Origin of the sequence: Streptomyces sp. NPDC052682 (assembly GCF_040678435.1) — a bacterium.
Taxonomy (GTDB): domain Bacteria; phylum Actinomycetota; class Actinomycetes; order Streptomycetales; family Streptomycetaceae; genus Streptomyces.
Genome location: NZ_JBFATS010000005.1, coordinates 140,752 through 155,245, shown reverse-complemented (window position 1 = coordinate 155,245; position 14,494 = coordinate 140,752). Strand labels below are relative to the sequence as shown.

Sequence of the window (14,494 nt, the reverse complement as noted above, 5' to 3'; positions counted from 1 at the left end):
CACTGACAACGCCCCGCGGCGGTGGGACGGTCAGCGGTGCACCGCGCCGCGCACCACGTCCGGCCGGTTGCTGATGATGCCGTCCACGCCGTAGCCGGCGACCCGCTGGGCGGTGGCCGCGTCGTCGACGGTCCAGGTGAAGACCTTCATCGGCCTGCCGTGCGGCCCCGTGAACGCCTGGACCGCGGCGACGTAGGGGAGGGACAAGGACCCGTACGAGGGATTGATCTGGTCCGTGAAGGCCGCGTACGCGGGCAGGTCCGTCACCGGGGGTGTCCCGAGCAGAGCGGTCTTGACGCCCGGCTTGAGCTGGTGGACGGTGCGGATGCTGTCCGCGCTGAAGCTCTGCACGATCAGACGGCGCGCCAGGTGCCGCCGGTCGAGCCACCCCTCGTTGCTGAGGACCTTCAGCGTCTGCCGCTCGATGCCGGGGTAGAGCTCCGGGTTCTTGATCTCCAGCAGGAGCTTCTGGTGGTGCAGCTCGACCCGGTGCACGAACTGCTCCAGCGTCGGCACGCGCGTGCCCGCGTACGCCGGGCCGAACCAGCTTCCCGCGTCCAGACGGGCGATCTCGGCGGCGGTGAAGTCCTTGACCTTCCACGGCGCCCGGTCGGGGAACACCTCCTCGACGTCGGTGGTACGCCGCAGGCTGTCGTCGTGGAGGACGACCAGATGGCCGTCCTTGGTGCGCTGGACGTCGTTCTCCACCCAGCCGATGCGCAGCGCGGCGGCCTTGTCGACGGCGGCGAGGGTGTTCTCGGGTGCGTGGGCGGAGGCGCCCCGGTGCGCGATGACCAGCGGCCGCGTGCCGCCGTCGACGGCCCGGGCGGGGGAGGCGGGGAACAGGAGGGCGGCGGTTCCCAGGAGCGCGGTGGTGGAGGCGGCGACAGCGCGCGCGTACATGCGTAATCCTCACGTTGAGCAATCGGGCAGTCACAGTGAGTTCAACTGTGACAGCACCGAGTCAACGGGAGGGGGGTACAGGATGGACACAGATGGAACGGAGGCGTCCAACTCCGGTCACCGATGGCCCACAACTGCGGCAAGGCCGTGTTTCTTTGCCGGGACATCGTTCGACCATTCCGGGGGAGTCATACTCTCTGCGTCAACCCTGGCCGCGCACGCGGGCCCGGGAGTGGGCGGACATCAGGTATGCAGGGGACGCACAGGGCGGAAAGGGCAGCCGCGCATGCAGGGCACGGTCGACGGATTCAGCTACGGCCTGGTCACACCGCTGGTGGCCTATCTGATGGCCTGCCTCGGTGGTGCCCTGGGCCTGCGCTGCACCACCAGGGCGATGCTCGTGACGCAGTCCTGGCGGGCCGGCTGGCTCGCCCTCGGCTCGGCCGCCATCGGGTCCGGCATATGGACCATGCACTTCGTCGCGATGATGGGCTTCACCGTCAAGGAGACGCCCGTCCACTACGACATGGCGATGACCTTCGCGAGCCTGGCGGTGGCCATCGTCATGGTGGGCATCGGGATCTTCATCGTCGGCTACCGGGGCACGCGCGGCACGGCCCTGTTCACCGGGGGAACCATCACCGGCCTGGGCATCGCCTCGATGCACTACCTGGGCATGGCCGGCATGCGCCTGGACGGGAATCTCGAGTACAACACCGCCACCGTCGCCGCGTCCGTCGTCATCGCCATGGTCGCCGCCACCGCCGCGCTGTGGGCGGCCGGACAGGTCAGGGGCTTCCTGTGGAGCGTCGGCGCCAGCCTCGTCATGGGACTCGCCGTCAGCGGCATGCACTACACGGGCATGGCCGCCCTCAGCGTCCACCTGCACGGCACGGGTGAGCCCGCCTCGGGAGACTCGCCCGCGGCCCTGCTCGCGCCCATGCTGGTCGGCCCGCTCGCCTTCCTGCTCCTCGCCGGAGTCGTGGTGCTGCGCGACCCGATGGCGGTCATGGGCAGGCCCGCCGTGCTGCCCGCCGAGCACAAGCCGGGCGTCCCCGCCCACCCGGCCGGACACCACGACTCCGCGCACCGCCTCCAGGTCCGCCCCCGCCCGGCGGGACACCGCCCCCGCACCCCGCAGAACCGCTGACCCGAGCCGGTTGTCAGTGGCGGGTCGTACGGTGGATGGCATGCGGCCCGTTTCCCACATCGAACGCACGGTGGCGCCCTTCGAGGTCGTCAGCCCCTACCGGCCCAGCGGCGACCAGCCGCAGGCCATCGAAGAGCTCGCCCGGCGCATCCGGGCAGGCGAGAAGGACGTCGTCCTGCTCGGCGCGACCGGCACCGGCAAGTCCGCCACCACCGCGTGGATGATCGAGAAGCTCCAGCGCCCCACCCTGGTGATGGCACCGAACAAGACACTGGCCGCCCAGCTGGCCAACGAGTTCCGCGAGCTGCTGCCGAACAACGCCGTCGAGTACTTCGTCTCGTACTACGACTACTACCAGCCCGAGGCGTACGTCCCGCAGTCGGACACCTACATCGAGAAGGACTCCTCGATCAACGAGGAGGTCGAGCGCCTGCGCCACTCCGCGACGAACTCGCTGCTCACCCGCCGCGACGTCGTCGTGGTCGCCTCGGTCTCCTGCATCTACGGCCTGGGCACGCCGCAGGAGTACGTGGACCGCATGGTCACCCTGCGGGTCGGCGACGAGATCGACCGGGACGAGCTGCTGCGCCGCTTCGTGGACATCCAGTACACGCGCAACGACATGGCGTTCACCCGCGGCACCTTCCGGGTGCGCGGCGATACCATCGAGATCTTCCCGGTCTACGAGGAGCTCGCCGTCCGCATCGAGATGTTCGGCGACGAGATCGAGGCGCTCTCCACGCTGCACCCGCTCACCGGCGAGATCCTCAGCGACGACCAGCAGCTGTACGTCTTCCCGGCCTCCCACTACATCGCCGGCCCCGAGCGCATGGAGCGCGCGATCAACGGCATCGAGAAGGAGCTGGAGGCGCGGCTCGCCGAGCTGGAGAGGCAGGGCAAGCTTCTGGAGGCCCAGCGTCTGCGCATGCGCACCACGTACGACATCGAGATGCTCCGCCAGATCGGCACCTGCTCCGGCGTGGAGAACTACTCGATGCACTTCGACCAGCGCGAGCCCGGCTCCCCGCCCAACACCCTGCTCGACTACTTCCCGGACGACTTCCTGCTGGTCATCGACGAGTCGCACGTCACCGTGCCGCAGATCGGCGCCATGTACGAGGGCGACGCCTCCCGCAAGCGCACCCTCGTCGAGCACGGCTTCCGGCTGCCCTCCGCCCTCGACAACCGCCCGCTGAAGTGGGAGGAGTTCCAGGAGCGCATCGGGCAGACCGTCTACCTGTCGGCGACCCCCGGCCCCTACGAGCTGTCCCGCTCGGACGGAGTGGTGGAGCAGATCATCCGCCCGACCGGCCTCGTCGACCCGGAGGTCGTCGTCAAGCCCACCGAGGGCCAGATCGACGACCTGGTGCACGAGATCCGCACGCGCGTGGAGAAGGACGAGCGCGTCCTGGTCACCACGCTCACCAAGAAGATGGCCGAGGACCTCACCGACTACTTCCTGGAACTCGGCATCCAGGTGCGCTACCTGCACAGCGACGTCGACACCCTGCGCCGCGTCGAGCTGCTGCGCGAGCTGCGCTCCGGCGAGTTCGACGTGCTGGTCGGCATCAACCTCCTCCGGGAGGGCCTCGACCTGCCCGAGGTGTCCCTGGTGGCGATCCTCGACGCCGACAAGGAGGGCTTCCTGCGCTCCGGCACGTCCCTGATCCAGACCATCGGCCGCGCGGCGCGCAACGTCTCCGGCCAGGTCCACATGTACGCCGACAAGATCACCCCGGCGATGGAGAAGGCCATCGAGGAGACCAACCGCCGCCGGGACAAGCAGATCGCGTACAACAAGGAACGGGGCATCGACCCCCAGCCGCTGCGCAAGAAGATCAACGACATCGTCGCGCAGATCGCCCGCGAGGACATCGACACCGAGCAGCTGCTCGGCTCGGGCTACCGCAAGGCCAGGAAGGACGGCGGCGGCACCAAGGCCCCGGTGCCCTCCCTCGGCGGCAAGGCCGCGAAGAGCACCAAGGCCGCCAAGGGCAAGGCCGCCGGGACGGTCCCGACCGACCGGCCTGCGGCCGAACTCGCCGAGCAGATCGAGGAGCTGACCGCCCGTATGCGGGCCGCCGCCGCGGACCTGCAGTTCGAGATCGCGGCCCGGCTGCGCGACGAGGTCTCCGAGATGAAGAAGGAACTGCGCCAGATGCAGGAGGCGGGCCTGTCGTGACGGCCGGGCCGGGGGGCCGGTGCGGACCGCACCGGCACCCCGCCCGCCCCGCGCGCCCCACCTCGTACGCGCAGTGTTGCAAGACCGACACAAAGTGCCGACCTGGGTACGGCACTGTCAGTGCCCCTGCGTAGGGTTCTCGTCAACCGCGGGTCTCGCGGCAACAGGGGACGTTCGAGAGGGGAATCAGCGCGTGACCGTCAACATGACCAAGGGTCAGGCCATCAGTCTTCAGAAGAACGACGGCGGCAGCCTGACCGCGGTGCGCATGGGTCTCGGCTGGCAGGCGGCCCCCCGGCGCGGCCTGTTCGGGTCGCGTACACGGGAGATCGACCTGGACGCCTCCGCCGTCCTGTTCGCGGACAAGCAGCCGGTCGACGTCGTGTTCTTCCGCCACCTGGTGAGCGACGACGGCTCGGTGCGGCACACCGGCGACAACCTCGTCGGCGGTGTCGGCCAGGGCGGCGACGACGAGGCGATCCTGGTCGACCTCGCGCGCGTGCCGGTCCACATCGACCAGATCGTCTTCACCGTGAACTCCTTCACGGGCCAGACGTTCCAGGAGGTGCAGAACGCGTTCTGCCGTCTGGTCGACGAGACCAACGGCCAGGAGCTGGCCCGCTACACCCTGGCCGGCGGCGGCCAGTACACGGCTCAGATCATGGCGAAGGTGCACCGCTCGGGCCCGGCCTGGACGATGACGGCCCTCGGTACGCCGGCCAACGGCCGCACCTTCCAGGACCTGATGCCGGCCATCCTGCCGCTCCTCTGAGAGGGCAGGGACACACCGGCACGGGCGGGGCCGGCGCAACGCACACGACAGATCAACAGCGACACAGGGGGAGAAGGCGATGACGGCCGAGCTGGTGCGGGGGCAGAACCACCCGCTCTCCCAGACCCGTCTCGAGATACGGGTCTCGGCCGGCACGCCGGTCGTGGCCGCGGCCACGCTCAGCGACGCCGACGGCAGGATCTCCGGCGTCGAGTGGGTGGCCCACCCGGGCACCCCCACCCTGCCGGGCCTCGAGGTGTCCCGGCAGGCGGCCGCCGACCATCGCCTCGCGGTCGACCTGGACGCGATGGCGGAGGCCGTGCACCGCGTCAACGTGCTGCTCGCCCTGCCCGCCGGGAGCGGCCCGGTGCGCTTCGGCGCGGTGGCCGCCCCGTTCGTCGCCGTCACCGGGCTGGACGGCACCGAGCTCGCCAGCTTCACCCTCACCGGCCTGGACGCCGAGTCGGCCGTCGTCGCCCTGGAGCTCTACCGCCGGCAGGGCGCCTGGAAGGTGCGCGCCGTCGGCCAGGGCTACGCCGGCGGTCTCGCCGAACTCCTCGCCGACCAAGGGCTGCGCGAGGCGCAGCAGCTCGCGGCCGGCATCGGCGAGGCGGTGGCCCGAGGCCTGGCCCGCTCGGTGCAGACGGCCCCGCCCCGCACACCGGAGGGCGACCGCACCCGGCAGACGGCCACCCCGGCGCTGGGCGCCCCGGACCAGGGCGGCACCGCACCCCAGGGCGCTCCCGTCCCGCCCTATGCGCCGCAGGGCTCCTACAGCGGTCAGGCACCCGGCGGTCCGGCACAGCCCGCCCCGCAGCCGCCCTACCCCGCAGGTGCCGCTGACCCCTCGTCGGTCACCCAGCCGTCCGCGCCCACCTCCGGCGGTCCGATCGACTACAGCCACCCGCGCCGTCAGAACGCCGCGCCGCCCCCGCCCCCGCCGACCGCGCCGCCGGCCCCGCCCGGGCAGCCCGCCCGGCCCGTCGCGGGCGACGCGACCGGCTGGTCCATGGACGAACGGCTCTACAACCAGGTGTGGGGCATGTTCGAGGACCTGGCCCGCACCACCGCCGCCTACCGCAGCGCCGTGGACTTCGCCGAGTCCCGCATGGACAAGGAGCTCGAACAGGTCCTGTCCGACCCGCGCAGCAGGATCGGCGGACAGGGCGACGCCGCGCGTGAGGCGGCCCGCGCCAAGCACGCCCAGCTCGTCGCGCAGGCCCGGGAGGCCCTCGACCGCGACCTCGCCCAGCTCGCCGCGGAGGCCGAGGTCGTCGAGCCGGCGCTGCCGCCTGCCTACGCGGGCTGGGACAACCCCGTCTGGCACGGCTACCGGGTGCCGATGGAGATGCCCATGGCCCTGCGGCTGGGCGACCTCCACCTGCCCGAGGCCGCTCAGGTCCGCATACCCATGCTGGTGAGGCTGCCGCTGGAGCGCGGCCTGTGGATCGACAGCGGACGGGCCGGATCGCTCGACGGCTCGTTCACCGACTCCGACGAGCTGCGGCGCCTGGCCATGGAGGCGGCGGTCGCGCACGCGGCACGGCTGCTCGCCGTCTACCCCGCGGGCGAGTTCACCGTCCACGTCATCGACCCGGCCGGGTCCGGGGCGCTTCCTCTGGTGCCGCTGGTGCAGACGGGTGTGCTCGCCGCCCCGCCGGCGCTCGGTGCGGCCGGGGTGGCCGATGTGCTGGGCCGGCTCACCCAGCGCGTCGACCTGGTCCAGATGGCGCTGCGCGGCGGTGCGGCCGACGCGCTGCCCCCCGGCTTCGACACCTCACATCAGCTGCTGATCGTCAACGACTTCCCGCACGGCTTCGACGACCGTGCCGTCAACCAGCTGCGCTACCTCGCGGACGAGGGCCCGGACGTCGGGGTGCACCTGATGATGGTCGCCGACCGCGAGGAGTCCTCGGGCTACGGTCCGCTGCTCGACCCGCTGTGGCGTTCGCTGCTGCGCCTGACGCCGGTGCCCGACGACCACCTCGCCGACCCGTGGGTGGGACACGCGTGGACGTACGAGCCGTCGCTCGTGCCGCCCGGCAGCCAGATCCTCCAGCAGGTTCTCAGCCAGGTCGCCGCGGCCCGCCGGGCCTGGAACCGCTGACCGCCCGACCCTTCACCAAGACCGTGTAAAGCCGTCTGACCAGGTAATTTGATCCTTCCTTTGCCAAGCTCTTTACCTGTCCTTGGTGATTGGGGTACTGTTTTCCGTACGGAGGGGAGTACTCCCTGTCTGTGCGGCGTTCCCGTCAATACGGATCTGGCCAGGTCCCGGGGCGTCGGCCCGTGGGTTGTCCACGCGCTCCGCGCGGGGGAAGCCCGGGGTGGAAGAGACCTCCGGCAGCGAAGTCGCTGACTGACCATGCCGTGGGACGACTGCCGGAGGCGCAGTGGATGTTTCGATGACCCTGTGGGTCCTGACCGTAGTGGGCCTCATCGCCCTGATCACCGTCGACTTCTTCATCGGCCGCAAGCCGCATGACGTGTCGATCAAGGAAGCCGGCATCTGGACGGTCGTCTGGGTCGTGCTGGCCGTGCTCTTCGGGATCGGGCTGCTGGTGTTCGGCGGTGGCCGGCCCGCCGGTGAGTTCTTCGCCGGTTACATCACCGAGAAGTCGCTGAGCGTCGACAACCTGTTCGTCTTCGTCCTGATCATGGCGAAGTTCGCGGTGCCGTCCCAGTACCAGCAGCGGGTGCTGCTGGTCGGTGTCCTGGTCGCCCTGGTCCTGCGCGCGATATTCATCGCCGCGGGCGCCGCGATCATCGCCAGCTTCTCGTGGGTGTTCTACCTCTTCGGCGCCTTCCTGATCTGGACCGCCTGGAAGCTCATCCAGGAGGCCCGGTCCGAGGAGCAGGACGAGGAGTACGAGGAGAACAAGCTGCTCAAGGCCGCCGAGCGCAGGTTCGGTGTCGCCGACCGCTACCACGGCACCAAGCTGTGGATCCAGCAGAACGGCAAGCGGGTCATGACGCCCATGCTGGTCGTGATGCTCGCGATCGGCACCACCGACGTCCTGTTCGCGCTCGACTCGATCCCCGCGATCTTCGGCCTGACGCAGGACCCGTACATCGTGTTCACCGCGAACGCGTTCGCCCTGATGGGGCTGCGGCAGCTGTACTTCCTCATCGGCGGCCTGCTGAAGAAGCTGGTCCACCTCTCCTACGGCCTGTCGATCATCCTGGGCTTCATCGGCGTGAAGCTCGTGCTGCACGCGCTGCACGAGTCGGGTGTCCACGTCCCCGAGATCAGCATCCCGGTCTCGCTCGGCGTGATCTGCTCGGTCCTGATCGTCACGACGATCACCAGCCTGCGGGCTTCCAGGAAGCAGGCGGCGGCCGAGCGTGGTGCAGGCGCCGCGAAGGACAGCGTCGACGTCTGATTCCACCGGACGCGAGAGCGACCACCCCGGGAGCGGTGAGCGGCGCATGGCCGGTCACCGCTCCCGGTGCTCGGTGCCGAGCGCGTCCCCCCTCCTGGGAAGCCCTGGCCGGGCGGAGGGGGCCCGCTCGACGCGCTCGCCGCGGCCAGCCAGGTGGACGGGCTCCCCGGGCCACGAGCGGTGCCGACGATCAACCCCTGAAGCCGGCTGGGGCCTCAGCCGGACGCCGGCTCCGCCGCCGCAACCGGCACCGGCCGGGTCTCCGGCAGCAGCGCGAAGCACCCCAGGCTGAGCAGCGCGGTCCCGGTGAGGTACGCGCCCACGCCCCAGGGCACCCGGCCGCCCTGCTCCGCGAGCGCCGTCGCCGCGATCGGGGTCAGCGCGCCCCCGAGCACACCGCCGAGGTTGTAGCCGACAGCGGCACCCGTGCAGCGCACCCGGGGCGGGTACAGCTCCGGCAGATACGCGGCGATCACCGCGAACATGGTGATGAACGCGACCATCGCGCCGAGGAACCCGAGGAACATCGGCAGCGGTGCGCCGGTCGCCAGCAGCGCGACCATCGGGAACATCCACAGGGCGGCCGCCGCGCAGCCGACGAGGCACAGGGGCCGCCGGCCGTACCGGTCGCCGAACAGGGCCGCCACCGGCGTGAGCGCGCCCTTCACCACGACCGCGGCCATGATGCAGGTCAGCATGACGCCGCGGCTCACGCCGAGCCGTTCCGTCGCGTACGCGAGGGACCAGGTCGTCACGGCGTAGAAGATCGCGTACCCCACCGTGAGCGCCCCGCCGGCCAGCAGGAGGAGCCGCCAGTGGCCGCGAACCACCTCGGCGAGCGGCACGCGCGCGTGGTCGTCGATCTCGAGGAACCGGGGGCTCTCGGCGAGCGACGACCGCAGCCACAGCCCGGCCACGGCCAGGATGCCCGCCGCCCAGAAGGGCACCCGCCACCCCCACTGCGTGAACTGCGCCTCGGACAGTCCGGCCGACAGCCCCAGCACCACCCCGTTGGCGAGCAGAAACCCCAGCGCGGGCCCGACCTGCGGAAAGCTCGACCACAGCCCGCGTCGCCCGGCGGGCGCGTGCTCGGTGGTCAGCAGCACGGCCCCGCCCCACTCCCCGCCGAGCCCCAGCCCCTGCAGGAAGCGCAGGACCAGCAGCAGGACGGGCGCGGCCACCCCGATCGCGTCGTACGTCGGCACACAGCCGACCGCGACCGTCGAGGCGCCGGTCAGCAGCAGGGAGGCGACGAGGACGGGCCGTCGCCCCCGCCGGTCCCCGATGTGCCCGAACAGCACCGACCCCAGGGGCCGCGCGACGAAGCCCACCCCGAACGTCGCGAACGCGGCCAGCGTCCCCGCCACCGGCGAGAACGCCGGGAAGAACAGCGGGCCCAGGACCAGCGCCGCCGCCGTGCCGTAGACGAAGAAGTCGTAGAACTCGATGGCCGTTCCGGCGAGCGAGGCGGCCGCGAGCCGCAGCATGGAGGGGGCTCTTACGGTGCGTACGTCGTGCATGCTGCGTCAACTACCCACCGTGATCGCGGGTTACGGGGGCGCGCAGCCGCCTCAGTACGTGACGGTGATGCGCCGGGCGGGTCCGTCGACGCGGACGACACCGCCGTAGGGGATCACCAGCTGGGGATCGGTGTGGCCGAAGTCCACGTCGAAGACGATCGTGGTGTCGGGGGCATACATCCGCATCGCGCGCAGCACCGCCTCCCGCTGCTCGGCCGCGTACCGGGCGCCCTCCTCGGGGCTGTGGGGACGTTCGAAGGACCAGGTCTTCGGACGGCCCACCAGCAGCGCGGCGAACCGCTGCAGCAGTCCGCGCTCGCCCATGGCGCGCATCGTGCAGAAGACCTCACGGGCGCTCGGCATGCCCTCGGAGGTCTCCAGGAGCAGCACACCGCCGTCGTACTCCGACAGGTCGTGCGCGACCTCGCGGTCGGCCATCAGCAGCCAGCCGACGATCTCCAGGCAGCCGCCCCAGCTGCGGCCCTCCACCACCCGGTCGGCGTGGTGCCAGGTCCAGCCGGTGCCGGGCCGGGTCTCCGGTTCCGCGTCGAACGTCGCCGGGTCCGCCCAGTCGCGGTCGACGTCACGCCACCGCTCGGCGGGCCGCAGCTCGTACGGGCCCGAGGTGAACAGGGCCGCCCGGAGGGACTCGGCGGTCTGCGGGTGCATCGCTCCGGGCCGGCCGAGTTCGCACATCACGGTCGCTCCGTGGTAGGCGACCATGCCGCTCGCCCGCAGGAACGCGAGCAGGTTGGTGTTGTCGCTCATCCCGAAGAACGGCTTGGGGTTGGCCCGGATCAGCTCCCGGTCCAGCAGCGGCAGGACGGTGATCTGGTCGTCGCCGCCGATCGAGGCCATGACCGCCTTGATGCCCGGGTCGGCGAAGGCGGCGTGCAGGTCGTCGGCCCGTTCCCGGGGCGTCGCACCCATCTTCCGGGTCGCCGGATACTCGACAGGCTCCAGCCCGAACTCCTCGCGCAGCCGCTTCAGCCCGAGCTCGTAGGGGCGCGGGAAGAGCCCCGGCAGGCCGGCGGAGGGCGAGACGACGGCGACACGGTCGCCGGGCACGGGCTTGGGCGGGTACGAGGGGGGCGTCATGGCGTGAGGCTACGGCCCGCCGCGGTGTCGGCGCACCGTGATAAACCGGGTCTGAGCAGTGGTCCCCGGCGGACCGCCCGACCCCAGAACGGACCGGAGGAACCGTGCCCCGCACCCTGGCCCACGCCCCGATCATGATCCTCAACGGCCCCAACCTGAACCTGCTCGGACAGCGCCAGCCGGAGATCTACGGCAAGGACACCCTCGCCGACGTCGAGGCGATGTGCGCCGAGGCGGCGGCCGCGCACGGCGGCACGGTCGACTTCCGCCAGTCCAACCACGAGGGTCAACTCGTGGACTGGATCCAGGAGGCACGGCTGAACCACTGCGGAATCGTCATCAACCCGGGCGCCTACTCGCACACCTCCGTGGCGATCCTGGATGCCCTCAACACCTGCGACGGGCTTCCAGTGGTGGAGGTCCACATCTCCAACATCCACCGGCGCGAGTCGTTCCGGCACCACTCCTACGTCTCGCTGCGCGCCGACGGAGTCATCGCGGGGTGCGGGGTGCAGGGGTACGTGTTCGGGGTGGAACGGATCGCGGCGCTGGCCGGGGCAGGCCACGCCGCGGCCTGAGTCCCCTACAGCCGCCCCGCCTCCACGATCCGCCGCAGGAAACGCCGCGTGCGCTCCTGCTGCGGGTCCCCGAACACCTGCTCGGCGGTGCCGCGCTCCAGCACCACGCCGCCGTCCAGGAAGCACACCTGGTCGGCGACCTCCCGGGCGAAGCCCATCTCGTGCGTGGCCAGCACCATGGTCATGCCCTCCTCCTTCAGGTCACGGACCACGGCCAGGACCTCACCGACCAGTTCCGGGTCGAGGGCGGCGGTGATCTCGTCGAGGAGCAGCAGCCGGGGCCGTACGGCCAGCGCCCGCACGATCGCCACGCGCTGCTGCTGGCCGCCGCTGAGCCGGTCCGGGTACTCGCCCGCCTTGTCACCGAGCCCGAGCCGCTCCAGCAATTCCCGCGCGCGCTCCTCCGCCTCGGCCCGGGTGACGCCGTGCACCCGGCGCGGGGCGAGGGTGATGTTCTCCAACACCGTCATGTGCGGGAAGAGGTTGTAGGCCTGGAAGACCACGCCGATCCGGCGGCGCACCGCGTCCTGGTCGACGCGCGGGTCGGTGATCTCCTCCCCGTCCAGCCAGATCGCCCCGTCGTCGATCTCCTCCAGCAGGTTGGCGCAGCGCAGCAGCGTCGACTTGCCGGACCCGGAGGCTCCGATCAGGGCGGTGACCGTGTGCGGGGTGACCTGGAGGTCCACGTCCCGCAGCACCACCGCACCGCCGAAGGTCTTGCGGACGGCCTCCATCCGCAGCACCGGCGCGTCGCTCATGTCGTCCCTCCCTGGGCGCGCCGGCGGTCCATCCGGGCCGTCACCCAGTCCGTGAAGCGGGTCATCGGAATCGTCAGCGCGACGAACACCAGACCCGCGACGATGTACGGCGTGTAGTTCAGGCTGCGCCCGACGATGAGGTCGGCGGCCCGCACGGCGTCCACGGCACCCCCGATCGACACGAGCCCGGTGTCCTTCTGCAGCGACACCAGGTCGTTCAGCAGCGGCGGCACCTGACGCCGTACGGCCTGCGGCAGCACCACGTACCGCAGCGCCTGACGGTTGCTGAGCCCGAGCGAGCGGGCCGCCGCGCGCTGCGAGGGGTGCACGGACTCGATGCCCGCGCGGAACACCTCGGCGACGTAGGCCGAGTACGTCAGCGTGAGCGCCGTACCGCCGAGCAGCACCGGGTCCACGGTCACGCCCTGCAGCCGCAGCGCGGGAACGCCGAGGACCACGATCATCAGGTTGATGATCAGTGGCAGGCCGCGGAAGAAGTCCGTGTACGCGGCGGCGAGCACGCGCAGCGGGAAGAACACCGGGCCGCGCAGGGTGCGGGCGACGGCGATGAGCATGCCGAGGACCAGCACCGCCGCGCCGCAGACCAGCAGCAGCCGGACGTTGAGCCACAGCCCTTCCAGCACCTTGGGGAACGCCTCGCGCGCGTAGCCCCAGTCGAAGAAGGTCTCCTTGGTGCGCGGCCAGCCCGGCGCGTTGACCACGACCAGGTACAGCACGGCGGCGGTGACAAGGGTCGACAGCGCGGCGATCGCCGTGGCGCGGCGGGCCCGGGCGCGCTTGAAGCGCTCCCGGTCCAGCCGCCGCTGGGAGGGGACGTACGCGTCCTCCGTGCCCTCCTGGCCGGACACGCCCTTGACGACGGTCACTTGAGCACCGGGGCGTCGACGGCGTGCGACAGCCACTGCTGCTCGATCCTCGCGAGCGTGCCGTCCTGGCGCAGGGCGTCCACGGCCTTGCTGACGCAGGAGGTGAGCGGGCTGCCCTTGTCGAGCACCAGCCCGAACTGCTCCGGCGTGCCGCCCTGGTTCTCGAACTGGCCGACGATCGTGGCGTCGGTGACCTCGGCCGCCGTGATGTAGAAGGCGGTGGGCAGGTCGGTGACGATGGCGTCGACCTGGCCGTTCTTCAGCGCGGACTTGGCCTGGTCGTTCTTGCCGTACACGGCCGGCGCCTGCTTCGGCTTCACCACGTCGTTGATGTAGTTCAGGCTGGTGGTGCCGACCTGGGCGCCGAGCTTGACGTCCTTCAGGTCCGCGATGCCCTTGGCCTTCGCGGCCTTGGAGCCCTTCAGTGCGATGACGGCCTGGCGCACGTCGTAGTAGCCGGACGAGAAGTCCACGGCCTTCCTGCGCTCGGCGCTGATGGACACCTGGTTGATGTCGAAGTCGAAGGTCTTCTCGCCGGGCGCGAACGCCTTGTTGAAGGGGACGCTCTGCCAGACGACCGCGCCCTTGCCGTAGCCGAGCTCGCGGGCCACGGCGTAGGCGACGGCCGACTCGAAACCCTTGCCGTTGGCGGGGTCGTCGTCCTTGAACCAGGGCTCGTAGGCGGGCTGGTCCGTGGCGATGGTCAGCTTGCCCGCAGTCTTGGTGGCCAACTCGCCCTTGGCGCAGCTGGTCTTGGCCGAGCCGGACGACGTGCCGGCCGCCGGCTCCTCGGGCTGCGGAGCACAGGCGGCGGCGGTGGCGAGGAGGGCGACGGTGACGGCGGCGACAGCACGGCGCGACGTGCGCGGAGCAGCAGGATGCATGGCGGGAGACTGGCAGCCGATCGGCCCGTTTGTCGAGGTCACGGCGGCAAAGTCCGCATGGTGGGAACGTGTGTTGCATTCTTGTGAACGTTCCCTGTCCGCCGACGCGGGGGTTGCCTGCCGGGGGCCGCCGGTCGAGGGCGGGGATTCGGGTGAGACCGGCGGCCCGTCCGCCCGGGAGCCGTCATCCCGGGCGTGGCTGCTACCAGTTGACCGCGCAACCACACGCGCCGGGAGCGCGCGCGGGGCGCAGGCGCGTGCGGAGTCTTCACACGGGGTGTGTGGGGGCGCGCGGTTGCAGAACGCGCCCCCCTCGGCCGGCCGGTCACCACCCTGGGCCGGTCATCGATCTGTGCAGGCCCACCACTTCCTGCCGGCC

Annotated in this window: 12 protein-coding genes; 6 read left to right on the top strand and 6 right to left on the bottom strand. The window is 71.2% G+C overall.

All coding sequences use genetic code 11. From position 1 onward, the window contains the following. Positions 1–30 precede the first annotated feature (30 nt). Positions 31–903: a glycerophosphodiester phosphodiesterase family protein gene (locus AB0K80_RS09520; protein ID WP_365667556.1), complete on the bottom strand. Its 873-nt coding sequence runs from the start codon at positions 901–903 to the stop codon at positions 31–33. Positions 904–1,189: 286 nt separating this feature from the next. Between AB0K80_RS09520 and AB0K80_RS09515 the strand changes: the two genes are divergently transcribed. The 5 genes from AB0K80_RS09515 to AB0K80_RS09495 all read left to right on the top strand — a co-directional run bounded on the left by AB0K80_RS09515 (position 1,190) and on the right by AB0K80_RS09495 (position 8,390). Next, the gene (locus AB0K80_RS09515) at positions 1,190–2,053 is read left to right on the top strand and encodes an MHYT domain-containing protein (RefSeq protein ID WP_365667554.1); all 864 of its coding nucleotides are present in this window, start codon (positions 1,190–1,192) and stop codon (positions 2,051–2,053) included. A 40-nt stretch (positions 2,054–2,093) separates the two neighbouring features. Next, positions 2,094–4,235 (top strand): excinuclease ABC subunit UvrB, encoded by a 2,142-nt coding sequence (gene uvrB / locus AB0K80_RS09510; RefSeq protein WP_365667552.1) that lies wholly within the window; start codon positions 2,094–2,096, stop codon positions 4,233–4,235. A 193-nt stretch (positions 4,236–4,428) separates the two neighbouring features. Continuing rightward, positions 4,429–5,007: a TerD family protein gene (locus AB0K80_RS09505; RefSeq protein WP_365667550.1), complete on the top strand. Its 579-nt coding sequence runs from the start codon at positions 4,429–4,431 to the stop codon at positions 5,005–5,007. Between the two features lie 79 nt (positions 5,008–5,086). Beyond that, on the top strand, positions 5,087–7,114 hold the full coding sequence (locus AB0K80_RS09500) for a TerD family protein (protein ID WP_365667549.1): 2,028 nt from the start codon (positions 5,087–5,089) through the stop codon (positions 7,112–7,114). A 286-nt stretch (positions 7,115–7,400) separates the two neighbouring features. Next, on the top strand, positions 7,401–8,390 hold the full coding sequence (locus tag AB0K80_RS09495; RefSeq protein ID WP_365667548.1) for a TerC/Alx family metal homeostasis membrane protein: 990 nt from the start codon (positions 7,401–7,403) through the stop codon (positions 8,388–8,390). A 215-nt stretch (positions 8,391–8,605) separates the two neighbouring features. On the opposite strand, the gene AB0K80_RS09490 is transcribed toward AB0K80_RS09495, so the two are convergent. After that, positions 8,606–9,877, bottom strand: a complete 1,272-nt coding sequence (locus AB0K80_RS09490; RefSeq protein WP_365667922.1) for an MFS transporter — start codon at positions 9,875–9,877, stop codon at positions 8,606–8,608. 84 nt (positions 9,878–9,961) lie between these two features. Beyond that, complete coding sequence (locus AB0K80_RS09485) at positions 9,962–11,008, bottom strand: S66 peptidase family protein (RefSeq protein WP_365667546.1); 1,047 nt, start codon at positions 11,006–11,008, stop codon at positions 9,962–9,964. Between the two features lie 104 nt (positions 11,009–11,112). Between AB0K80_RS09485 and aroQ the strand changes: the two genes are divergently transcribed. Then, positions 11,113–11,586 carry a type II 3-dehydroquinate dehydratase gene (gene aroQ, locus AB0K80_RS09480; RefSeq protein ID WP_365667544.1) on the top strand — a complete coding sequence of 158 codons (474 nt, stop codon included), beginning with the start codon at positions 11,113–11,115 and terminating at the stop codon, positions 11,584–11,586. A gap of 5 nt (positions 11,587–11,591) precedes the next feature. Here the strand turns inward: aroQ and AB0K80_RS09475 are convergent, their stop codons facing one another. Genes AB0K80_RS09475 through AB0K80_RS09465 form a run of 3 tightly spaced genes read right to left on the bottom strand, consistent with a single transcriptional unit; the run spans position 11,592 to position 14,115 of the window. Continuing rightward, complete coding sequence (locus tag AB0K80_RS09475; RefSeq protein ID WP_365667543.1) at positions 11,592–12,344, bottom strand: amino acid ABC transporter ATP-binding protein; 753 nt, start codon at positions 12,342–12,344, stop codon at positions 11,592–11,594. Continuing rightward, on the bottom strand, positions 12,341–13,231 hold the full coding sequence (locus tag AB0K80_RS09470) for an amino acid ABC transporter permease (RefSeq protein WP_365667541.1): 891 nt from the start codon (positions 13,229–13,231) through the stop codon (positions 12,341–12,343). Before AB0K80_RS09470 ends, AB0K80_RS09475 begins: the two co-directional genes overlap by 4 nt. Beyond that, positions 13,228–14,115 carry an ABC transporter substrate-binding protein gene (locus AB0K80_RS09465; RefSeq protein WP_365667539.1) on the bottom strand — a complete coding sequence of 296 codons (888 nt, stop codon included), beginning with the start codon at positions 14,113–14,115 and terminating at the stop codon, positions 13,228–13,230. Before AB0K80_RS09465 ends, AB0K80_RS09470 begins: the two co-directional genes overlap by 4 nt. Positions 14,116–14,494 lie beyond the last annotated feature (379 nt).